Genomic DNA, 22,472 nt, shown 5'->3' with positions numbered 1-22,472 from the left:
GCTTATTCCTTGGGTACCATCATCGCCGCGACCTCGGCTTCGGCTACGACGACGCCATCGACACGCGCATGACAGGCGAATTTCAGGATGTTGCCGCGCTTCTTGATCTTCTTGACGTGAATTCGCAGCTGGTCGCCAGGAACGACCGGCTTACGGAATTTGGCGCCGTCAACGGTCATCAGATAGACCAGCGAAGGCGTTTCGTCGATCACCAGGCGCAGGCAGATGGCACCGGCGGTCTGGGCCATCGCCTCGATGATCAGCACACCCGGCATGACCGGATGGCTGGGGAAATGCCCCTGGAAATGCGGCTCGTTGACGGTGACGTTCTTGATGCCAACCGCCGAGTCGTCGCCATCGATCTCGACGATCCTGTCGATCAGCAGGAACGGGTAGCGATGCGGTAGGATCTTGAAAAGGCCTTGGATATCGACGGCTTCGAGCGTCTTGGTTGCCTGGTCAGTCATTGCTCCCACCCTCCTTTGGTTTTCCCTTGGCCAGCTTCTTCAGCAGTGCGAATTCGCGCATTGCCTCTTTCATCGGCTTGGCCGGATAACCGGCCCAAACCTCGCCCGCAGGCACGTCATGCATGAAACCGCTACGCGCAGCCAACTGGGAGCCTGCGCCGATGGTCAGATGATCTGCGAGGCCGACGCCACCGCCCATCATCACGTTGTCGCCGACAACGACCGAGCCCGAAATACCTGAAAGGCCCGCGATAACGCAATTGCGGCCAATGCGCACGTTGTGGGCGATCTGGACCAGATTGTCGATCTTTGTGTTCTCGCCAATGATCGTGTCGGCCAGCGCGCCGCGATCGACAGTGGAATTGGCGCCGATCTCGACATTGTCCTGGATAATGACACGGCCAATCTGAGGAACGCGTTCGGGTCCACGCGCACCGCCGGCGAAACCAAAACCATCCTGACCGATGCGAGCTCCCGCATGGATGATGACGCCATTGCCGATCAGCGTATATTGGATCGAGCAGTGCGGGCCGATGTAGCAATCGCGTCCCACTTGCGACGAACGCCCGATCACCGCATTGGCCGCTATCACCGTGCCGCTGCCGACAGCGGCATTGGCGCCGATGACCGCACCTGCCTCGATGACCGCGCCGGCTTCGATTTGAGCGGTTGGATCGATGTGAGCGAAGGGTGAAACGCCTGAGATACCCGTCACGCCAACCGGGCGTTCAGCCTCGGGATAAAGCAGTCGCCCGATGCGGGCGAAGGCCTGCTGTGGACGAGGTGTCACCAGAACGGCGATACCGTCAGGAACCATGCCAGCAACGTCAGGCGTGCAGAGCACGGCGGCGGCTGACAGTGTCGCCAAGGGCTTTGCGTTGCGCTTGCCGTCGACAAACACAAGCGCGCCATCGCCACCACTGCTTGCGGCAGCGATGGTCGAAATGGCGATATGAGAGTGCTTGGGGTCGACAAGTGTCGCACCGGTGAGGCCGGCCACCTCGCCCACCGTGAAGCGGCGTGACGGCACAAAAAATACCGGATCCGTCATAAAATGTTGTTCCAGCCAAGCCGGGTAACCGTCTTCCGGGCCACGATGGCCCGGAAGGATCGTTCCGCGCGATTAGAAGCGGGTCGAAATGCCGAAGTTGAATTCCTGCGTATTGTCGGTGTCCTGCTTGGCAATCGGCATCGCATAGTCGATGCGCAGCGGACCAAACGGCGAGGCCCAGAGCAGACCAATACCAACGGACGCACGCCACTGCATGTCGGTCGAGGTGCCGAAATTGACCGGCGGAGTGGTTTCGATCTTGCTTCCGTAGAGCGTCGCCGCATCCGCGAACACAGCACCGCGCAAGCCGAAGCTCTCGGGCACAACCGGGATCGGGAACTGCGCTTCTGCAGTGGCATTGAAGTAGGTCGTGCCGCCAAGATGCTCGCCGGTGCTCGTATCAACCGGGCCGATACCATTGTACTCGAAGCCGCGGATCATGCGATCGTTGCTCTTGAACTGATCGAACACGCGCAAGCCGTCGTCGCCAAAGCCCTGAACGTGACCACCGCCAGCGGACAGAAGCGCAACGATATCCATCTCTTCCGAGAGCGTCTGATAGTAGGTGCCGCGACCGGAAACCTTCACGAACTTGGCGTCGCCGCCGAGACCCGCCACTTCAGTCGTGAAGTTGGCATAGATACCGGCATGCGGGCTCTTCATGTCGTCGATGGTGTTGTAGACGAGCGTGCCGCTCACCGACGACTTGATCCAGGGGCTGTCTGCAATGCCATCAAGGATAGCGACAGAAACGTTACACCTGGACGGGTCGTACGCGCCATTGACGTCCACACAATCGTCGGAGAGGTTATACTCCTCCTGCGACAGGTTGTAGGCGACCTGCGTCGAGACGTTGTCAGTGATCGGCAGACCAAAGCGGATCGTGCCACCGGTGATGTCGCTGTCGTAGTGATCGTACTTGCGCGTCTGGCGGTAGATGTCGAAGCCAGCAGCGATACGACGACCGAGGAAGTACGGCTCGGTGAACGAGAAGCTGTAGTCACGCGAGTTCTTGCCGCCACCGGCCGAGAACTTGATGAACTGGCCACGGCCGAGGAAGTTGCGCTCGGTGATCGAACCCTCGATCGACGGGCCTGCATTGTCGCCACCGGTCGAGTAACCAGCGCCGATCGAGAATTCGCCGGTCGACTTCTCGACCAGGTCGACAACCAGCACAACCTGATCGGGCTGCGAACCGGGAGCGGTCGAAATCTCGACCTTCTCAAAGAAGTTAAGCGCTTCGAGGCGCTTCTTCGCGCGCTGGATCAGCACCTGGTTGAAGGCATCGCCCTCGCTGACGTCGAATTCGCGACGGATCACGAAGTCGCGGGTGCGTTCGTTGCCGCGGATTTCGATGCGCTCGACATAGGCCTTGGCGCCTTGGTCAACCGTATAGACGACGTTGATGGTGCGCGTCTCGAAGTTGCGGTCACCGCGCGGCGTCACCTTGGCGAAGGCATAGCCCTTGCCAGCGACATTCTCGGTGATGCCGATGATCGAATCTTCGACGTTCTTGGCATTGTAGACGTCGCCCTTGCGGGTTTCGACCAGCGACTGCAGCTGGGCGCCATCGATCTCGGGGATCGTGCTCTCAACCGACACGTCGCCAAACGTATAACGCTGACCTTCGTCGACAGTGATCGTGATGGTGTACTGGTTGGTTGCTTCGTCGAGCTCGCCAAAGGCCGAAACGACCTGGAAATCGGCATAGCCGCGATTGAAGTAGAAGCGGCGCAGCGCCTCCTCGTCAGCGCGCAGACGATCTTCGTCATAGATATCGTCGCGCAACATGAAGGAGAGGAACGACGAGCGCTTGGTCGAGATGACGTCCGACAGACGACGATCGCCAAAAGCGCTGTTGCCGACGAAATTGACCGCAGCGATCTTGGTGCGACCGCCTTCATTGATCTCGAACACCACGTTCACGCGGTTTTCGCCGAGATCCATGACCTTGGTGCCGACGGTGACGTCGTCGCGACCAACGCGCTTGTAGGCTTCCTTGATCGTCGCTGCATCAGCATCGAGCGCGGCTTGCGAGAACGCGCCGCGCGGCTTGAGCTGCACTGCACCGGTGAGCTGCGCATCCTTGAGCTTCTTGTTGCCCTGGAACAGCACCTGGTTGACCACCTGGTACTCGGACACCTGAACCACCAGGGTCGAACCGACCTGATTGATCCGGACGTCGGAGAACAGGCCGCTGCCGAACAGCGCCTTCACCGCATCATCGATGTCGGTGTTGGAGAACGACTTGCCTGGCTTGATGGTGATGTAGTTGCGGACGGTATCCGCATCGACGCGCTGATTGCCGCGCACTTCGACTCGGTTGACCACAGCCGCCTCAGCGGCCGACACGGCAACAAACTGAACCGTCACTGCTGCCGGAACGGCCAATGCGGCGGAAAGAGCTACCGCGGACGCGGCGCTCGCAAACTTAAGTGCTGCCTTCATTGGCCTCTGTAACCTTTTTCTCGAAGTCCCCACGGCGAGAAAACCGGACGTCGCGGTAAATTTCTCGTACCGTATTAACCGGATTTTCCCTACACGCAAGGCTTCTAGTTAATTTGTATTTACTTACCTTGCGAGCGTGACTTTCGCGTCACGCATATCACCCCAGATGGTAAACGCTCCCATAACGGGACCCCTGGCCGTCTAAAATTTCTTCATGATTTCAGCATCCAAACAGGTCGTTCCAAAAAACGAAGCCCATAAAAGCAAGAACCAGAATCATCCCCACACGGTATACCGCTTCCATCGCCCGTTCGGAAACGGGGCGGCGGATCACCGCCTCCACGGCATAGAATGCGAGGTGGCCGCCGTCCAGCGGAGGAATCGGCAGAAGGTTAAGAAAACCGATGCCGACCGACAAAAGCGCGACCAGTTGCACCAGCCATACAAAGCCCAGCTGAGCCGCCTTGCCGGCCATGTCGGCGATCTTCACCGGTCCGCCGAGCTGGCACTTGTCCTCGCGCCCGACGACGAACCGTGTCAGGAACTGGCCAGTGCGCTCGATGATGTGCCCGGTCTCCGATACAGCCTGAACAAAGGCGCCGCCTGGGCTGTAGTTGATCAGCCGCGGCTGCCCCAACTCCTCGTTGTTGACCACGCCGATGACGGCGACCTTGACCGAATTGCCAAGCGCATCCTTCTGCTCCACCATCTCGGGCGTTGCCGTCACGGTGATGTCCTTGCCGTCGCGCATCATCACGAAGGTGATCGGATCGCCGCCACGGCCTGAAACCAGGCGCTGCACGTCGGAGAAGGTTTCAACAGGGCTGCCGTCGACACTGACGAATCGGTCGCCCGGCTGGATGCCGGCGTTTGCCGCCGGGCTTGCCGCACGCACTTCAGCGACCGTCGGCTCCATGACATAGCGGCCATAGGCCGAAAACAGCACGGTGAAGACGGCAATCGTCAAAAGGAAGTTGAACACAGGGCCAGCAACGACCGTTGCGGCACGCTTCCAGACCGGCTGGGTGTGGAACGCGATATTGCGCTCCTCGGGCGTGAGATTTGCATCCTCGCTGCCTGGCGTCGAGGTAACGTTCATGTCGCCAACGAATTTGACGTAGCCACCAAGGGGAATTGCGCAAAGCTTCCAGCGCGTGCCGCGACGGTCGTTGAAACCCAACAATTCCGGTCCAAAGCCGATCGAAAAGGCCTTCACGCCGATCCCGCACCAGCGTCCGACGAGGTAATGGCCCATCTCATGCACGAATACGACGACGGTGAGCACGAACAGGAACGGCACGATGGTGCCGATCAACAATCCGTCTGTGCTCAGGAAGGCAGGTAGATACTCGTTCAAATCAAGCCCTCAACCAGATACCATCGAGCCCCAAATGAGGCGTCGTGCCTTGCCCGAGGCTTGCGCCCCGCGCTTCGGTCGCTCAGGCTGGAAACAGTCCCTGCGCCGGATGATCGGCCGAGCCTGACATCCAACCGATGACGTATAGGGCAAATGCCGCCGCGACAAGCCCGTCGACCCGGTCCATCACGCCGCCATGGCCGGGAATCAGCGAGCCCGAATCCTTGTAGCCGTGCCGGCGCTTGACCCAGGATTCAAACAGGTCACCCGCTTGCGAGATCACCGAGAGCAGCAAAGCGACGATTGCCAAGGCAAAGAGATTGCCGGCGCCGGCAACGCTGGCAAGCAAAAGCCCAGCCACAACGCCGCCTACGGCACCGCCAAGCGCGCCGCTGCGGGTCTTGCCAGGCGAGATGGCAGGCGCAAGCTTCGGTCCGCCGACCTTGCGGCCGACGAAATAGGCGAAGATGTCGGTCGCCCAGACAACCGCAAACAAAAACAGGATGGCGATAAGGCCGGCTGCGTCATTGCCGCGCAGCAGCGCCAGAGACAGCCCGGAGAGCGCGGCATAGCCGAATCCGGCTGCTTCCCAGGCCATTTCGCCGCGCAGGCGGCCCACGCCCCACAGAATCAACGTGGAGGCACCTGCCAGGCCGATCAGCGCCAGTGCGGGCACGCCCGCAACGAGTGCCCCGGCAAACAGCAGGATCGCCACTTCAGGCAGCATGGCAAGGCCGCCCACGGGCCAGCCTGCGTCGCTCGTGGGTCGCGACATGCGCGACCACTCGTAGAATATGGCAAGGGCGATAGCCGCCGACAGCAGCCTAAATGGCACGCCGCCCAGCCAGGTCAGCAGCAGCACGGCTGCCGCGAGCACGATCGCCGAGATTGTACGGAGCTGGAGATTGCTCATATCAGTGGTCACAAAGCGACGTCGCGCGCAGCGAGCCCGCCAAAGCGGCGTTCGCGGCCGGTATACTCGCGCACGGCCTCGCTCAGATGCTCGCGGGTAAAATCCGGCCAGTAGCAGGGCTGGAAAACCAGTTCGCTGTAGGCCGCTTGCCATGGCAGGAAATTGGACAGCCGAACTTCGCCGCTGGTGCGGATGACCAGATCGGGATCGGGAATGCCCGATGTGTCGAGCTCTTCGGCAAACCTCTCCGGCGTGATCTCGTCACTCGAAATGTCACCGCGCTTGACCGCCTCGGCGAGCTTGCGCGCCGCACGTGCGATCTCGTCGCGTCCGCCATAGTTGAAAGCGATGACCAAGGTCAGCGACTTGTTGCCGGCGGTCAGCGTTTCGGCTTCCTCCAGCAGGGAGCGGATGTCGGGCTGCAAGGTCGCGCGATCACCGATGATGCGGACACGCACGCCGCTATTGTGGAGTTCGGCCAGATCGCGGCGAATGAAGATCTTGAGCAGCCCCATGAGGTCGGTGACCTCGGATTTCGGCCGCGACCAGTTTTCCGAAGAAAACGCATAGACCGTCAACCAGGAAATACCGAGGTCGGCTGCCGCGCGAACTGTGCGGCGCAGCGCTTCGACGCCGGCACGATGTCCGGCAACGCGCGGCAGGCCGCGGGCCTTTGCCCAGCGACCGTTGCCGTCCATGATGATCGCGACATGCGCGGGCGTAGTCATCCGTTCGCTTTCGGGCCTGTCTCCGGCCGCCTTAGACTTGCATGATCTCTGCTTCTTTGCCCGCAAGCAGGCTGTCGATCTGGCTGATCGTGTCGTCGGTCAGCTTCTGCACCTTCTCGGACTGGACGCGATGATCGTCCTGACTGATGTCGCCGTCCTTTTCTTCCTTCTTGAGCACGTCCATGCCGTCGCGGCGCACGTGGCGCGCCGCCACCTTGGCATTTTCGGCATAGGTGTGCGCGATCTTGACCAGCTCCTTGCGGCGCTGTTCGTTCAGCTCCGGCAGCGGAATGCGCAGATTGGTGCCGTCGACGATCGGGTTGAAGCCGAGATTGGATTCGCGAATGGCGCGATCGACGGCACCCACCATCGACTTGTCCCAGACCGAAACCGAGATCATGCGCGGCTCGGGCACCGACACGGTCGCGACCTGGTTGAGCGGCATGGCCGAACCATAAGCCTGAACATGGATCGGGTCGAGAAGGTTGCTCGAGGCGCGGCCCGTGCGGAGCGAGGCGAGATCGCTCTTGAACGCGGTGATGGCGCCTTCCATGCGCCGCTGAAGATCGTTGTAGTTCGAGCTCATCAAAGCCTCCTTGGCCCCGAAACCCCGGGGCCGTCGTTCCAATTGTCAGGCGTCCGCAACAACCGTGCAGCGACCGCCACCTCTCAATATTTCGCCGAAACCGCCTTTTTCATGGATCGAATAGACGATTATCGGAATGTTGTTTTCGCGCGCAAGAGCAATCGCTGCCGTGTCCATGATCGACAGGCCTTTTGCAATGACTTCCGCATGCGTAATGCGCTCAAAGCGGGTCGCATCGGGATCCTTCTTCGGATCGGCCGAGTAGACGCCGTCGACCTGCGTGCCCTTGAACAGCGCATCGGCGCCAATTTCGGCAGCACGAAGTGCCGCAGCCGAATCGGTGGTGAAGAACGGGTTGCCTGTGCCGCCGGCGAAGATCACCACCTTGCCCGCATCCATGTAGGCGGTGGCCTGGCGCTGCGAGAAGCTTTCGCAAAGCTCAGGCATCGCGATCGCCGAAAGCACCACGGCATCGACACCAAGCTTGACCAGCGAGGTGCGCAGCGCCAGCGAATTGATGACAGTGGCAAGCATGCCCATGTGGTCGCCCGTGACCCGGTCGCCGCCCTTGGAGGCAACAGCCACGCCGCGGAAGATGTTGCCGCCGCCGATGACAACGCCCACCTCGACGCCAAGCGCCCTCGCCTCGGCGATGTCCGAAGCGATGCGATCGACCACCGACACGTCGATGCCAAAATGCTGCTCGCCCATCAGGGCTTCACCCGACGCCTTGAGCAGAACACGCCGGTAGAGCGGCTTGGCGGTCATGAATTCCTCACGGCTGTTGAAAGATCGGGAGTTCCGATACACGAAGGGCGCCGCGATGTCACGCGGCGCCCTTCGGCTATCCTCAGGAAGCGCTTGATGCAGCGCTATTTTTTAGCCCTTGACCGCGGCAGCGACTTCGGCGGCAAAGTCGCTTTCTTCCTTCTCGATGCCTTCACCGAGCGCGAAGCGCACATAGCCGGAAATCTTGGCCGGAGCGCCGATCTGCTTTTCGGCTTCCTTCAGCGCTGCCTCGACGGTGAGGTCGGGGTTGAGCACGAAAGCCTGCTTCAGCAGCACGACTTCCTCGTAGAACTTGCGCATGCGGCCTTCGACCATCTTTTCGATGATGTTTTCCGGCTTGCCCGACTGGCGTGCCTGGTCAGCGAAGATCGCCTTCTCGCGCTCGACGGCCGAGGCGTCGACTTCGTCGGGCGTCAGTGCCAGCGGATTGGTCGCAGCAACGTGCATGGCGACCTGACGTGCGAAAGCGCGGGCCGCATCCTGGTTGCCGGTCGTTTCGATGGCGACCAGAACGCCGAGCTTGCCAAGATTGTCGGCAACCGCGTTGTGGACGTAGCTGGCGACGACGCCTTCAGAAACCGAAAGCTTGGCCGAACGGCGGAAGCTCATGTTCTCGCCGATGGTGCCGACGGCATCCTTGATGGTGTCGGCTACGGTCTTGTCCGAGCCCGGATACTTCGCAGCAGCAACCGCATCGGTACCGCCATACGCAAGAGCAACCTTGGCGACGTTGGACACGATTTCCTGGAAAGCCGCGTTGCGGGCAACGAAGTCGGTCTCCGAGTTGACTTCGACGACGACGGCTTCGCGCACGCCGGTATCGACGCCGACCAGGCCCTCGGCAGCCGTGCGGCTGGCCTTCTTGTCAGCCTTGGAGATGCCCTTCTTGCGCAGCCAGTCGACCGCCTCTTCCATGTTGCCGCCGGTCTCGTTGAGAGCCGTCTTGCAATCCATCATGCCCGCGCCCGTCAGTTCGCGGAGTTCTTTAACCTGTGCTGCCGAAATGCTCATTGTGGCCTCTTTGCTTCGAAATGCGCGACGCACCACCGAGGGATCGATGATGCGCCGAACGCCGGCGCTAGCTGCGCCCAATCTTGAAAAGGAAGGCCGGTTGCCCGGCCTTCGCGATTACGCCTGGGGCGTTTCGGTCGCCGGAGCCTGCTCGAGCGCAGGCTCAACCGGAGCTTCGGCCGACGCGCCGATGTCCATGCCGAGCGCGCCCTGCTGGCGAGCGATGCCGTCGATCGCAGCCTTGGCAACCAGATCGCAATAGAGCTGGATGGCGCGGGCAGCGTCGTCATTGCCGGGGATCGGGAAGTCGATCTTGTCTGGGTCGCAGTTGGAATCGATGATCGCAACGACCGGAATGCCAAGACGCTTGGCTTCCAGGATGGCGATGGCTTCCTTGTTGGTGTCGATGACGAACATCAGGTCCGGCGTCGAGCCCATGTCCTTGATGCCGCCGAGAGCCTTGTTCAGCTTCTCGCGTTCGCGCTCAAGGTTCAGGCGCTCCTTCTTGGTGAAGCCCTGGGCTTCACCAGCGAGCAGCTCGTCGAGCTTGCGCAGGCGCTGGATCGAGTTCGAGATCGTCTTCCAGTTGGTCAGCATACCGCCGAGCCAACGCGAGTTGACGTAATACTGAGCCGAACGCTGGGCAGCGTCAGCAACGATGTCCGAAGCCTGACGCTTGGTGCCGACGAAGAGAACACGGCCGCCGCGCGCAACGGTGTCCGAGACCTGCTTCAGCGCCTGGTGCAGCAGCGGCACGGTCTGGCTGAGGTCGATGATGTGGATGTTGTTGCGGGCGCCATAGATGTAAGGCGCCATCTTCGGGTTCCAGCGGTGGGTCTGGTGGCCGAAGTGAGAACCAGCTTCGAGAAGCTGGCGCATGCTGAAATCAGGCAGTGCCATTCTTTATTTCCTTTTCCGGTTAGCCTCCACGGACCATGACGCTTTTTGCGAGATTGCTCGAAACGCCACCGGGATGGTCTCAGCCGGATTTCTCCCGGTCAGAAACCAAAGTCCGTGTGTGGAATGCGGCGGCATATAGACGTATTGCCGGGCGAGTGCAACCCCAGGAACGGGCTGACATCGGCCAAAACCGCGGCTTTCTGCGCCTCAGCTCCACGACATGGAGCGGTTGAGCAGCCTGGACGCGGGTGCGGGCTCTTGGGAATCCGGCCCCCGATTCTCAGGACCGACACCTGTCAGCTGCCGGCCGCCCAACGCGACATGCCGGGCTCCTCCTGCGCCACCTCTTCTTCCACCGGCCTGGGATCGCGGCGCTTGAAGTTGCGCACGCGCACACGGCGAAACACCGCCACGATTTCATCGCGGCTGCATTCGATCGCGCCCAGGCGCACGGCTCGGTCGCGCTCGAAGCCGGTGATGTCGTAATGCGGCGCCGAGGTCTTTGGCGGCCCCTGATAGGATGACCGCTTCAGGCCGAGCTGGGCAGCAAAGCGGTGCAGCTGATCCGTGTCATCGGCAAGCAGGTGGCACCAGCGATGACCCACCCACTTCCAGATTGCCGCGTCGACATAGACGGCCACAATGCCCGCCTATGGCTTGCAATTGCCTTGCGGCGGCGTGGGAAACAGCGCGAGATTGACCAGCTTGCCGGTCATCGAGAAGTCGCCATAGTCCATGACCAGATCGCGCGTCAGGCCGTTTTCGTGCAGCTTGAAGCTGATCCGGTACTCCGGCACTTCCTCGCCGCCGCCCTTGCTCTCGTCAAAATAGGCAATGTCGACGGGCCAGTATTTGTCCTTGGCAAGCCCGGCGAGCGCCGGCAACTCAGGATCGGTCTTGGGCGCTTCGCTTTTCTTGCCGACGATAACGGTCGTCGTCATCACCTTGTCGGCATCCTCCGAGCCGTCGAACAGGCTGGTCTCATAAAAGGTCTCGCCCTTTTCCGCCTTGTCGATCAGCTCGACAAGATGCTGGGTTGGAAACTGGGTTTTGGCGAGGTCGACGGAACCTGCCTCCGGCTTTTCCAGCGCCACCTTGAGCCCGTTGGCCTCGCGCGTCGCCGTGCCCTTGACCTCGCGATCGAGATTTTGGTCGACAAAGGATTTTGTCACGAAGGAGAAGGTCTTGCCTTCGCCATCCTCGAATGTGGTCGTTTGCTGGTCTGTCAGCCGCGTGTTCTCGGTCGTTGCGATCTGGGTCACGAAACGGAATTTGACTGTATAGCCCTCGCAGGCCGAACCGTTGAATTCATAGACCATGCGACCGGAAAGTCCGGTGATTCCCGACCGGTCCGAAGCCTGGTCGAGCACCAGATCGTAGACAGCGCGGTGAGGTGCAAGCACCGGTGCAGCAAATGCCGGCACCAAGGGCAGCACCGAGGTGGACAAGGTAGCAAGAAGGACAAGGCGCGTTGCGCGCATACACTGGCTCCGATCGGCGCGGCCATGACAGGCCGCTTTGAATGATGGTCCACCTTAAAAAAAGTCGTGGCGGAAGCGAGGCAAACATAGCACTTTCGGTGCCACCTCACCTACCACCCGAGACTCAGAGATAAGGAAAGACGATGGGCGAAACAATCGAAAAGCGGCTAAGCGACCTTGGCGTCACCTTGCCGGCAGCCGCAGCCCCCGCCGCCAACTACGTGCCGTTCATGGCAAGCGGCAATCTCGTCTTCACCGCCGGACAGCTGCCGCTCAAGGACGGCAAGCTCATCGCCACCGGCCTTCTCGGCCGCGATGTCGACGTTACAGCCGGCAAGGAAGCGGCCAAGCAGTGCGCCGTCAACATCCTCGCCCAGGCGAAGGCAGCCCTTGGCGACCTCGAAAAGATCAAGCGTCTGGTCAAGATCACCGTCTTCGTCGCCTCGTCCTCCGACTTCACCGAACAGCATCTCGTTGCCAATGGTGCATCGGACTTCCTGGTTGCCGCTATTGGCGAACGTGGCAAGCATGCGCGCTCAGCCGTCGGCGTCGCCTCGCTGCCGCTGAATGCCGCTGTCGAGATCGAAGCCATCATCGAAACCGAGTGAGCCTCAGTCCATGACCGATCTTTCTTGGCTGACCGCCCGCCCCATCGCCCATCGCGGCCTGCACGACCTCAACAAGACCTGCTGGGAAAATACGCTTTCGGCCTTTGAAAGGGCCGCTCAGCGCGGCTACGCCATCGAATGCGACGTGCATTTGAGTGCCGATGGCGATGTCGTCGTCTTTCACGATGATGTGCTGAAGCGGCTGACTGGCACGGACGGCTATATCTGGCAGCGGACGGCAGGCGAACTCGCGGCCCTTCGCATTGGCGGCACCGCCGATCATGTGCCGACGCTTGCCGAATTGCTCAAGCTCGTCGATGGCCGCGTGCCGCTGGTGATCGAACTCAAGGGGATTCCGGGGCACGATTCCGGCCTCGTCGCCAAGGTTGGCGAAGCCTTGCGCGGCTACAAGGGCAAGGTGGCGATCATGTCCTTCGACCACTGGCTGATCCGCGATTTTGCCAAGCATGCGCCTGGAATCCCTGCCGGTTTGACCGCGTGGGGCGACCAGGACCATGAGCTGGAGGCGCATTTCTCCATGCTGGCGCACGGCATTTCCTTCGTTTCCTATAGCGTGACGCATCTGCCGAACCGCTTCATCAGCTTCGTGCGCGAAAAACTCGCCATGCCGGTCATCACCTGGACAGTGCGCGACCAGGACGCCGTGAAGCGGACGTTCGCCCATGGCGACCAGATGACGTTCGAGGGGTTTGACCCGGATGCGACGCCGGTGGCGTGAGACCTTGCAACGCCGCTTTTCGAGCGTAAGTAACAATTTATGAGCACTGCGAGCGAAGTCGGGGCGAAGAGTGCGGATGGCGGTTACGCCGTCCGCGTTGTCTCAAGCATCAGCGAGTTCGATCGCAACGAATGGAACAGACTTTCCGGCACTTCACGAAGTTTGTCAGGAAGTCTTTATAATCCATTCCTTTCATTCGATTTTCTGAGCATTCTTGAGGAGTCCGGCTGCGCCGTACGCAAGACCGGCTGGCAAGGGCATCACCTCAGACTTGAGTCGGCGGACGGCACATTCCTCGGCGCGCTTCCCTGCTACGCCAAGTCGCACAGCCAAGGCGAATATGTCTTCGACCATGGCTGGGCCGACGCATTCGAACGCGCCGGCGGTCGCTATTATCCCAAGCTGCAGGCCTCGGTACCGTTCACCCCGGCCACCGGCCCTCGCCTGCTGGCCATCCCCGGCAGTGACGCCGCTAGGACCAAGGCAGCGCTCGCGACGGCGCTGCGCAGCGTGGCCGAGGGCGTCGGCGTATCGTCGGCGCATGTGACCTTCGCCGAGGCAGACGAGGTCGACACTCTCGAGGCCACAGGCTTCCTGCGCCGTACCGACCAGCAGTTTCACTTCTTCAACGAAGGCTTTGGCAACTATGATGACTTTCTCGCCACCTTGGCCTCGCGCAAGCGCAAGGCGCTGAAGAAAGAGCGGCGCGAGGCGCTGGCAGACGACATTTCGATCGAGCGCTTGACCGGCAAGGACATCACCGAGGCGCATTGGGACGCCTTCTTCGCCTTCTATGTGGACACCGGGGGCCGCAAATGGGGCCGCCCCTACCTGAACCGCAAGTTCTTCTCGCTGATCGGCGAACGCATGGCCGACGATGTGCTGCTGGTTATGGCCAAGCGCGGCGGGCGATACATCGCCGGCGCCATCAACTTCATCGGCTCCGACACGCTCTACGGCCGCAACTGGGGCTGCATCGAGGACCATCCCTTCCTGCATTTCGAAGTGTGCTACCATCAGGCCATCGACTTCGCCATCGAACGCAAGCTGAAGGTGGTCGAGGCCGGCGCGCAGGGCGAGCACAAGCTTGCACGCGGCTACAGGCCGGTCACCACCCAATCAGCGCACTACATCGTCCATCCCGGGCTTCGTCGCGCGATCGCCGAATATCTGGAACGCGAGCGGCGGGAAGTCGCTGAGATAAGCGAATATCTCGAATATCACGGCCCGTTTCGCCGCGACTGATCGCCACTCAGTGCGCGACTGATTTCGAAAACAGGTTGATGACGATGACGCCGGCCATGATCAGGGCAATGCCAATCAGCGCCGGCAGGTCGAGCGACTGGCGGAACCAGACCCAGGCAATTGCCGTGATGAAAACGATGCCGGCGCCCGACCACATCGCGTAGACAATGCCAACCGGCATCACCTTCAGGACCAGCGACAGGAAATAGAAGGCGGCTGCGTAGCCTGCGACCGTGACAAGCGATGGCAAAAGCCTGGTAAAGCCTTGTGTTTCCTTGAGCGCCGAAGTGGCGACGACCTCAAAGGCCACCGCAATGATCAGATAGATATAGGTCAACTCTGCTCCTCTCGGCCTCTCGCGGCTTGACGTCCGCAGCACCAGCGCCGAAACATCGACCACGAAACTGCAGCAAACGGGATAGGCCATGTCGAGCACCGCGTACGATCCAACCAACATCTTTGCCAAGATCCTGCGCGGCGAAATCCCCTCGCACCGGGTTTATGAAGACGACGCGGTGGTGGCCTTCATGGACGTGATGCCGCAAGGCACCGGCCACACGCTCGTGGTGCCCAAGGCACCATCGCGCAACTTGCTCGACGCTGACCCAGCGACGCTGGGCCAACTCACCATGGCCGTCCAGAAGCTGGCCAAGGCGGTCAAGGCTGCCTTTGCGGCCGACGGTGTGACGGTCATGCAGTTCAACGAACCTGCATCCGGACAGACGGTCTACCACCTGCACATCCACGTCATTCCGCGCTTCGAGGGCGTGCCGCTCAAGCCGCATACAGGGGACATGGAAAAGCCAGAGGTGCTTGCGGCAAACGCGGAGAAGATCAAGGCAGCGATTGGAGGTTAACCTCTGCCGCTGCCGATGGCCTCACATCTTCAGAACGAAGTGCGCGCTGAATTGCAGTGCGTCCAGTCAAATATCCTGCAAGTTTCCACAGCAGCACTACGCCGATGGCGGAGGCGTAAGCGTCGATGGCATAGTGCCAACCCAAGTGGACTGACCCGACAAAGATGGTCAATGCGAAAATCGCGGCGGCGACAGCCAGCCAACGGTTGACGTGGCGCGCGGCCAAAAAAAGCAAGACACACATTGCGTTGTGAATGGAGGGCATCGCTGAAATACCGGAAATAACGGTTGCGGTGTCATTGACGTAGGAGCCCCACAGCACCTCGCGAACATGCATTGTGGTCAAGCCCCAGGCTCCATCGACTAGCGCGAGGTTTTGCACCAAATCAGTGAAGGACGACGGGCCACCATAGACCCGATCATAGAAGATCGGACCGACAGAAGAAAAAGCAGTCGCGCAGGCAATGCCCAAAACGCCCCACACAAAGACATAAGTGAGCAAGAATTGGTGGCGAATGCCAAACCGATCCGGCATGCCGATGAGAACGGCAGTGGGCATGTAAACCGCGAAGAACCACAGGTAGTAAACCTTGTCCAATAAATATGTACCGGCACCGTATTCGAAAAAGTACTTGGAAATTTTCCATGGATCAAAGCCAAAATGAATGGATCGATCAATATTGGCAAAACTAACATCCAGGGAATACGGGTTAAATTCATCGATATTCGACTTGAAATGACTGAAAGAATTCATCACCATCGCTACCGACAAGGCAGCAGGTACAGCAATAATTGCAGTTCTAAATGTGAAAATATCCGACCAAAGATAACGAAAGCTATTGGACAAGGATCTGGTCCGAATGGTCTTTATTACAAGATAGGCGCATATAGCGATAGCCGATGACGCGACCAGAGGCTGCAAGCTTTGCAACCAAGTCTCTGAGATCATTGTCACCGCGTCCGGCAGCATCACAAGGCGCGCAGCTACGACCAATGCCGATGCCGCAAGCAACATGCCTTGGACCCGGCAGTTTAGCTTCAAAGCGGCAAGCGTCTGACCGAGACAATTTGCCAGAACGCGAACCAGTCGAAATCCAGGAGCGCTGAATTCAGCCGTCGCATCTTGTGCGCTCCATTCCTTCATCATTCGAACGTCACCACAGGATGACGCTGAAAACGGCAGCGATCCAGGAACCTGCCCGCGACGACCCAAGCTATTATCGCCACAACAATCCCACCGACCGCATCGGCGAAGTGATGGCCGCCATCAACCGGGGTTGACAGAATCACCGCGACGTTGAGAGCGAGCACAGGCCAAAACCAAAACCGTACTCGAACAAATGCCAGAACGATCAGCACTGAAAGCGTGCAGTGATAGGACGGGAAAGCGATTAGGCCACGCGGCTCGTCAAGTGAAATAAATCGTGCCAGGCCGCTACGGAGATCGAAAAATGCCTGTTTGTATTCCAGGTCCACGATCGGATTGTTCAACATCATGAATTCGGTCGACGGACGAATGGTCGCCAGCGCTCCGGCAGCCGGAAGGAGCGCCGAAATTACGATACAGATCAGCGCGCCGAGCATCACGGCGAAAACAAACCGCTGAACGCGTTCAACCTGCCCAATCAGCCCCAGAGCGACAACCGTCAGCGCCACCTGAGTCAATGTCGTGACATAGACGAGCGACGATAGCGTCCCAAGCCAGGGCCGCTCATTCACAAATCCGACATATGACAGCCAATCGAAGCCAATGGCAGCATCGAAAGCAGCCAGTTTGTCATCAATCAATGGCAGGTTGACTGATGTCATCAAAATGCTGAGTACAGCTGCGGCTGCTGTAAACGCTAGCAAGGCTGCCGTTTCAGCGCAAAGAACCTCAAAGCGCTTCATCGGACGCTTCACTCTATAGAACCAAGCGGTCGCGACAAGCAGGCTGCTGACGGCGGCAACCTTGAAAAGGCTGGCTATATCAAATTCAAAGTCGGTTCCGGCTATCCACACGGTGTCGATGACGACGATCGCAACGATGATGGCAAGTTTCATCACAAGTTGAACACCGATGACGGTGGCCAATGACGGCAAGCGCGTCGACGTCGAATGAACTTCAGCCATGCCTTGCCCCCAAACCCGGCGAGCAGATTAGGAAATAGCTGTTAAGTTGACGTGAATCGGACGTACCGTATTGGAATATGCAACCTGGCGTCGCACCAGCGTCAACGTGAGAGCCACATCCCCGCCAGCAAGATCACTTCGGCTGCGATAATGCCGACCAATATCTTTCGCCCGAGAAAAAGGTAGGCAAGAAAGCCGCAGGCGGCGGCGCCTATGCGTAGTGCCAGTGCTGTGTCGGCAAGCGCTCCACTGGGGAATACGATCAGATTGCCAATGACGGCGGCAACAAGTGCTGTGGCGAGCGCGCGTACCAGCACCAGAAGATCCGAGTCCTCGGAGATACGGTCGCCAAGATAGACGCCGAGGAAACGCCAGGCATCGGTGGCGAGCCACCCGCCAACAAGGATGAACAGGAACGGCCACCACCAGGTGTCGATCGAATCGAAGGTCATGCCGGCGCTCTCCGACGCGACAGGCGGTGGAAGACAAAGGCCAAGCCCCCGCCGATGAGCCCGGCGCCAAGCAGGTCGAAGCCAGGCACGACAAGGTGGAGCAGCGGGCCAAGGATGAGCCCCAGGACCATCGCCACATGCCCTGCCCGCTCACGCGCCGAACCCCACAGCGAAGTCAGGAAATACATCGGCGTGAGCAGGAAGAGTGCTGCGGAGACTGCCGGCGGCAGTTTGTCAGCGAGAAGATAGACGACGGCCGCGACAAACATGTTGAACAACACAAGCGTCGAGCCTAGACCGGCATAATAGCTGGTGCGCAGCTCGCGCGGGATACCGCGCAGCCGCTCCATGGCCAGCACCCAGGAGGTGACGGCAACGAAATGCGACAGGAAGTAAAGCACCCAGCGCGGTGTTTTCGGCCCGCGAAGCTCGGGCACGAGCGCCACCACCATGGGTGTCAGCCGGATCGACGACAGCGCGACGGCAAAGGCTGCCGCGGGCAGCGAGGCGCCCGACAGTATCGCGCCGATCAGCACGACCTTGGCCGGCAGCGCCCAGACCATGCCTACCATGAAGACGGTCTGAGCGAGCGTCAGCCCGGCCTCCTTGGCAAGCCCTGCGAAGCCGATGAAGGCGCTGGCAAGGATCAGGCCCGGGACGGAGAAAGCTGCGCGAGCACCGCGCAGATACCACAGGCGGCGTGTCGAAATACCAGGCGATGAAGATGCGTCGTCAGCAAGCATTGCCGAGGCGCATAGCATGAGCAATCGGCCAAGTCAGCGTTTAGTCTTTTTGGCGCAATGACTTGCGGCTTGTGACCGCAAAGGCAGCCATCGCGATGTCACGGCAACGACCGGAGAAAGGTGGATTTTAACGGTTTACGCACGGTCATTGTGCAGGTACGCGTTCTATGGGACGCGAGGAACAGCCACATCATGACAGGTGCATTTCTGCTCGTTTTGCAGGCGCTCATATACTTCGTGACCATGGCCGCGGTGTTCCATTCCCGCCACAGATATGGCATCGGGATCTTCGTTTGCGTGCTTGGGGTGATGCACTTCCTCGAGACCTATCTGGCGGCAGTTTTCTTCGTGCAACTGCCCTTCGGCCTGATCTCGCCTGGTTCGACGGTGATGTTTTCAGGCAAGCTGATGATTTTTCTGCTGCTCTACATCAAAGAGGACGCCGAAACGGTGCGCCAACCGATCTACGGGCTGTTGATCGGCAATTGCCTGATGGTGGCGCTTGCCTTGGTCCTGCGCCTCTATGGCGATGTCGCGCAAATGCCCGGACACCAGCCGGACCTGACCTTTCTGGACGACATGGGCGTCCTGATGATCTGGGGCACAGCGCTCCTCTTCCTAGACACCATCGCGCTGATCCTGATCTATGAAAAACTTGGGCAGCGCATCGCCAACACGCTGTTCAAACGCATTTTTCTCAGCGCAGCGCTTGTGCTCTCGTTTGACCAACTCATGTTCTTTTTCGGGCTTCATCTCGTGTCAGGCGTGCCTTTCAGCGCGCTCTACGGCGGCTGGATCGCCAAGATGGCGGCAGCGGCACTTTATAGCGCGCTGCTTGTCATCTATCTCCGCTACATCGAAACCAGCCCGGCACTAGCGGGCCCCGAGCCTCTGCTGAAGGTGTTCGACCGGCTGACATTCCGCCACCGCTACGAGGACCTGCTGCAGAAAACCGGCAAGGACACGCTGACAGGCACAAGCGACCGCGGCCAGTTCGAGACGGTTGCGCAATCGCTGATCGATCGGGCGCTGACGGATCGCAAACCGGTGAGCCTGTTGATGATCGACATCGATCACTTCAAGAGCATCAACGACCAGCACGGACATGTGGCGGGAGACAAGGTGCTCAAGGATGTCGCGCGTTCGTTGACCAGTTCTCTGCGCAGCGGCGACCGTCTGTTCCGCTACGGTGGCGAGGAGTTTGTAGCCGTCTGCCAGGACCTGAACGCTGGCGACGCTGCGATCCTCGCCGAGCGCCTGCGCGCCGCGGTCGAAGCCACAGCCTTCGCCGAGCCCGGCTTGCGCGCCACCGTCAGCATTGGTGTGGCGACGGTAGACAGCGGACCGATATCGGCCGAGCAGATGATCAGGGAAGCTGACACATGGCTTTATCGGGCGAAGAGACTCGGCCGAAATCGTGTCGAGAGTCCGGTTGTCGCCTGAGCCCCTGAACCCTGACAGCAAAAAAAGAAGCCCCGTTTCCGGGGCTTCTTCGTTTTGAGATCAACCCTTGCGGGGAAGTTGCGGAACCAGGCTGCGCTTGCCGCCATCCTTGCCCTTGGGATCGGGTTTGGGCTTCAACGACGCCACCGCCTTTTTGGCGACCGGCTTCTTGGCCGAAGCCTTCTTGAGCTTCGGACGGTCGGCCGGGTCTTCCTTCTTCGGTTTCACCGGCACTTCGTCGGCAAGTGTCTCGAGCTTCAGGCCGGTCTCGCCGGTTTCCTTCTTCTCGACGGTGACACGTACCGTGCCGCCCTTCCTGAGTTTTCCAAACAGCACCTCATCGGCCAGGGGCTTCTTGATGTGCTCCTGGATGACGCGGCCAAGCGGACGCGCGCCCATGCGTTCGTCGTAACCCTTTTCGGCGAGCCAGGCGATGGCATCCGGCGACAGGTCGAAGGTCACGCCACGCTCGGAAAGCTGCGCTTCCAGCTGCATGACGAACTTCTGCACAACCTGATGCACGACCGGCACCGGCAGCGAGCCAAACGGGATGATGGCATCGAGGCGGTTGCGGAACTCCGGCGTGAACAGCCGGTTGATCGCCTCGACATCGTCGCCTTCGCGTTTTGTCGACCCGAAGCCGATCGCCGCGCGCTGCGCGTCCGACGCGCCCGCATTCGTCGTCATGATCAGGATGACATTGCGGAAGTCGATCTGCTTGCCGTTGTGGTCAGTCAGCTTGCCGTGGTCCATGACCTGCAACAGGATGTTGAACAGGTCGGGATGGGCCTTTTCCACCTCATCGAGCAGCAGCACGCAATGCGGATGCTGGTCGACGCCGTCGGTCAGAAGACCACCCTGGTCGAAGCCGACATAACCGGGAGGCGCACCAATCAACCGCGAAACGGTGTGGCGTTCCATATACTCCGACATGTCGAAGCGGATCAGCTCGACGCCCAGCGACAAGGCCAGCTGCTTTGCCACTTCGGTCTTGCCGACGCCGGTCGGGCCGGAGAACAGGTAAGAGCCGATCGGCTTTTCCGGTTCGCGCAGACCCGCACGTGCCAGCTTGATCGCCGACGTAAGGGCCGTGATCGCGGTATCCTGACCATAGACGACACGCTGCAGTTCGACCTCGAGGCCGGCCAGCACCTTTTCGTCGTCGGCGGAGACGGTCTTCGGCGGGATGCGCGCCATGGTGGCGATCGTCGCTTCGATCTCCTTGATGCCGATGGTCTTCTTGCGCTTGTTTTCCGGCAGCAACATCTGCGAGGCACCCGTCTCGTCGATCACGTCGATCGCCTTGTCGGGCAGCTTGCGGTCGTTGATGTAGCGCGCCGAAAGCTCGACGGCGGCCTTGATCGCCTCGTTGGTGAATTTGACCTTGTGGAATTCCTCATAATAGGGCTTGAGGCCCTTCATGATCTCGATGGCGTCGTCGACCGTCGGCTCATTGACGTCGATCTTCTGGAAACGACGCACAAGCGCCCTGTCCTTTTCGAAGAACTGACGGAACTCCTTGTAAGTGGTCGAGCCGATGCAACGGATGGCACCCGACGACAGTGCAGGCTTGAGCAGGTTGGACGCGTCCATCGCGCCGCCCGAAGTGGCGCCAGCACCGATCACCGTATGGATCTCGTCGATGAACAGCACCGCACCAGGATACTCCTCGAGCTCCTTGACGACCTGCTTCAGCCGCTCTTCGAAATCGCCACGGTAACGCGTGCCGGCCAGCAGCGTGCCCATGTCGAGCGCGAAGATGGTGGCATCGAGAAGCACCTCGGGCACATCGCCTTCGACAATGCGCTTGGCGAGACCCTCGGCAATCGCCGTCTTGCCCACGCCGGGATCGCCGACATAAAGCGGATTGTTCTTGGAACGGCGGCACAGCACCTGGATGGTACGGTTGATCTCAAGCTCGCGGCCGATCAGCGGATCGATCTTGCCGGCGCGGGCCTTGACGTTGAGGTTGACGCAGTAGGCCGTGAGCGCGTCCTGCTGCTTCTTGTTCTTGCCGCTGTCTTCGCTTGCCTCGCCGTTCGGCCCATGCTGCTCCTCGTCCGCACCGCGGGGGGCCCGGCTTTCGGTGGCGCCGGGACGCTTGGCGATGCCGTGCGAGATGTAGTTGACCGCGTCATAGCGGGTCATCTGCTGTTCCTGCAGGAAATAAGCAGCATGGCTCTCGCGCTCGGCGAAGATGGCGACAAGCACGTTGGCACCGGACACTTCCTCGCGTCCGGACGACTGCACATGGATCACGGCGCGCTGGATAACGCGCTGGAAGCCCGCCGTTGGCTTGGAATCCTCGTCGTAGCCGGTGACGAGGTTATCGAGCTCGGTATCGATATAGGTGAGCACGGTCTGCTTCAGGTCGTCGAGATCGACGTTGCAGGCGCGCATGACAGCCGCTGCCTCATTGTCGTCGATGAGGGCGAGCAGCAGGTGTTCGAGCGTTGCATATTCATGGTGACGCTCATTGGCGAGCGTCAGCGCCTGATGCAGCGCCTTTTCGAGGCCTTGGGAGAAAGCCGGCATTCAATAC

Annotated in this window: 22 protein-coding genes and 1 pseudogene; 5 read left to right on the top strand and 18 right to left on the bottom strand. The window is 60.3% G+C overall.

Features of this window, described 5'->3' with window-relative positions; translation table 11 throughout:
• Window positions 1-2: 2 nt before the first annotated feature.
• The 12 genes and pseudogenes from fabZ to AC1DLV_RS20700 form a co-directional block, all read right to left on the bottom strand.
• Entirely contained in the window at window positions 3-467 is a 465-nt protein-coding gene (fabZ, locus tag AC1DLV_RS20755; protein WP_476787573.1) for a 3-hydroxyacyl-ACP dehydratase FabZ, read from the bottom strand.
• Window positions 460-1,518 carry a UDP-3-O-(3-hydroxymyristoyl)glucosamine N-acyltransferase gene (gene lpxD / locus AC1DLV_RS20750; protein ID WP_476801812.1) on the bottom strand — a complete coding sequence of 353 codons (1,059 nt, stop codon included), beginning with the start codon at window positions 1,516-1,518 and terminating at the stop codon, window positions 460-462. Before lpxD ends, fabZ begins: the two co-directional genes overlap by 8 nt.
• A gap of 72 nt (window positions 1,519-1,590) precedes the next feature.
• Window positions 1,591-3,966 (bottom strand): outer membrane protein assembly factor BamA, encoded by a 2,376-nt coding sequence (bamA, locus tag AC1DLV_RS20745; protein ID WP_476801811.1) that lies wholly within the window; start codon window positions 3,964-3,966, stop codon window positions 1,591-1,593.
• A gap of 220 nt (window positions 3,967-4,186) precedes the next feature.
• Entirely contained in the window at window positions 4,187-5,323 is a 1,137-nt protein-coding gene (rseP, locus tag AC1DLV_RS20740; RefSeq protein WP_476836224.1) for an RIP metalloprotease RseP, read from the bottom strand.
• 82 nt (window positions 5,324-5,405) lie between these two features.
• Window positions 5,406-6,236 (bottom strand): phosphatidate cytidylyltransferase, encoded by an 831-nt coding sequence (locus tag AC1DLV_RS20735; RefSeq protein WP_476801809.1) that lies wholly within the window; start codon window positions 6,234-6,236, stop codon window positions 5,406-5,408.
• A gap of 8 nt (window positions 6,237-6,244) precedes the next feature.
• Entirely contained in the window at window positions 6,245-7,030 is a 786-nt protein-coding gene (locus AC1DLV_RS20730; RefSeq protein WP_476801808.1) for an isoprenyl transferase, read from the bottom strand.
• Window positions 6,996-7,550: a ribosome recycling factor gene (gene frr / locus AC1DLV_RS20725; RefSeq protein WP_476801807.1), complete on the bottom strand. Its 555-nt coding sequence runs from the start codon at window positions 7,548-7,550 to the stop codon at window positions 6,996-6,998. Before frr ends, AC1DLV_RS20730 begins: the two co-directional genes overlap by 35 nt.
• Before the next feature lie 45 nt (window positions 7,551-7,595).
• Window positions 7,596-8,318: a UMP kinase gene (gene pyrH, locus AC1DLV_RS20720; RefSeq protein ID WP_476787577.1), complete on the bottom strand. Its 723-nt coding sequence runs from the start codon at window positions 8,316-8,318 to the stop codon at window positions 7,596-7,598.
• Window positions 8,319-8,429: 111 nt separating this feature from the next.
• Window positions 8,430-9,350, bottom strand: coding sequence for a translation elongation factor Ts (gene tsf / locus AC1DLV_RS20715; RefSeq protein WP_476801806.1), 921 nt, complete (start codon window positions 9,348-9,350; stop codon window positions 8,430-8,432).
• 117 nt (window positions 9,351-9,467) lie between these two features.
• On the bottom strand, window positions 9,468-10,250 hold the full coding sequence (rpsB, locus tag AC1DLV_RS20710) for a 30S ribosomal protein S2 (protein ID WP_476801805.1): 783 nt from the start codon (window positions 10,248-10,250) through the stop codon (window positions 9,468-9,470).
• 368 nt (window positions 10,251-10,618) lie between these two features.
• Window positions 10,619-10,891 (bottom strand): annotated as a pseudogene (locus tag AC1DLV_RS20705) (DUF4031 domain-containing protein); the annotation flags it as partial.
• Between the two features lie 9 nt (window positions 10,892-10,900).
• Window positions 10,901-11,731 carry a cell envelope integrity EipB family protein gene (locus AC1DLV_RS20700; RefSeq protein WP_476801804.1) on the bottom strand — a complete coding sequence of 277 codons (831 nt, stop codon included), beginning with the start codon at window positions 11,729-11,731 and terminating at the stop codon, window positions 10,901-10,903.
• Window positions 11,732-11,874: 143 nt separating this feature from the next.
• Between AC1DLV_RS20700 and AC1DLV_RS20695 the strand changes: the two genes are divergently transcribed.
• Genes AC1DLV_RS20695 through AC1DLV_RS20685 form a run of 3 tightly spaced genes read left to right on the top strand, consistent with a single transcriptional unit; the run spans window position 11,875 to window position 14,323 of the window.
• The gene (locus tag AC1DLV_RS20695; protein ID WP_476801803.1) at window positions 11,875-12,339 is read left to right on the top strand and encodes a RidA family protein; all 465 of its coding nucleotides are present in this window, start codon (window positions 11,875-11,877) and stop codon (window positions 12,337-12,339) included.
• 10 nt (window positions 12,340-12,349) lie between these two features.
• Window positions 12,350-13,078, top strand: a complete 729-nt coding sequence (locus AC1DLV_RS20690; protein ID WP_476801802.1) for a glycerophosphodiester phosphodiesterase — start codon at window positions 12,350-12,352, stop codon at window positions 13,076-13,078.
• Window positions 13,079-13,117: 39 nt separating this feature from the next.
• A complete protein-coding gene (locus tag AC1DLV_RS20685) occupies window positions 13,118-14,323 on the top strand; it encodes a GNAT family N-acetyltransferase (protein ID WP_476801801.1) in 1,206 nt (401 codons plus the stop codon).
• A 7-nt stretch (window positions 14,324-14,330) separates the two neighbouring features.
• Here AC1DLV_RS20685 and AC1DLV_RS20680 read toward each other — a convergent pair whose 3' ends face one another.
• Window positions 14,331-14,660, bottom strand: coding sequence for a DMT family transporter (locus tag AC1DLV_RS20680; protein ID WP_476801844.1), 330 nt, complete (start codon window positions 14,658-14,660; stop codon window positions 14,331-14,333).
• A gap of 88 nt (window positions 14,661-14,748) precedes the next feature.
• On the opposite strand from AC1DLV_RS20680, the gene AC1DLV_RS20675 reads away from it, so the two are divergent.
• Window positions 14,749-15,180, top strand: a complete 432-nt coding sequence (locus AC1DLV_RS20675) for an HIT family protein (protein ID WP_476801800.1) — start codon at window positions 14,749-14,751, stop codon at window positions 15,178-15,180.
• Here the strand turns inward: AC1DLV_RS20675 and AC1DLV_RS20670 are convergent.
• The 4 genes from AC1DLV_RS20670 to AC1DLV_RS20655 all read right to left on the bottom strand — a co-directional run bounded on the left by AC1DLV_RS20670 (window position 15,158) and on the right by AC1DLV_RS20655 (window position 18,487).
• Entirely contained in the window at window positions 15,158-16,327 is a 1,170-nt protein-coding gene (locus AC1DLV_RS20670) for a phosphatase PAP2 family protein (protein WP_476836223.1), read from the bottom strand. The two genes, AC1DLV_RS20675 and AC1DLV_RS20670, sit on opposite strands and share 23 nt — an antisense overlap.
• Window positions 16,324-17,292: a phosphatase PAP2 family protein gene (locus AC1DLV_RS20665; protein ID WP_476801798.1), complete on the bottom strand. Its 969-nt coding sequence runs from the start codon at window positions 17,290-17,292 to the stop codon at window positions 16,324-16,326. Before AC1DLV_RS20665 ends, AC1DLV_RS20670 begins: the two co-directional genes overlap by 4 nt.
• Window positions 17,293-17,393: 101 nt before the next feature.
• Window positions 17,394-17,744, bottom strand: a complete 351-nt coding sequence (locus tag AC1DLV_RS20660; RefSeq protein ID WP_476801797.1) for an AzlD domain-containing protein — start codon at window positions 17,742-17,744, stop codon at window positions 17,394-17,396.
• A complete protein-coding gene (locus tag AC1DLV_RS20655) occupies window positions 17,741-18,487 on the bottom strand; it encodes an AzlC family ABC transporter permease (protein WP_476801796.1) in 747 nt (248 codons plus the stop codon). The genes AC1DLV_RS20660 and AC1DLV_RS20655 overlap by 4 nt, the downstream gene beginning before the upstream one ends.
• A gap of 192 nt (window positions 18,488-18,679) precedes the next feature.
• Between AC1DLV_RS20655 and AC1DLV_RS20650 the strand changes: the two genes are divergently transcribed.
• Entirely contained in the window at window positions 18,680-19,930 is a 1,251-nt protein-coding gene (locus tag AC1DLV_RS20650; protein ID WP_476801795.1) for a GGDEF domain-containing protein, read from the top strand.
• A 60-nt stretch (window positions 19,931-19,990) separates the two neighbouring features.
• On the opposite strand, the gene clpA is transcribed toward AC1DLV_RS20650, so the two are convergent.
• Complete coding sequence (gene clpA, locus AC1DLV_RS20645) at window positions 19,991-22,465, bottom strand: ATP-dependent Clp protease ATP-binding subunit ClpA (RefSeq protein WP_476801794.1); 2,475 nt, start codon at window positions 22,463-22,465, stop codon at window positions 19,991-19,993.
• Window positions 22,466-22,472 lie beyond the last annotated feature (7 nt).

The sequence above is a fragment of the Aminobacter sp. 01T433 genome (genome assembly GCF_056398585.1).
This window is presented reverse-complemented; position numbering and strand designations above follow the sequence as displayed.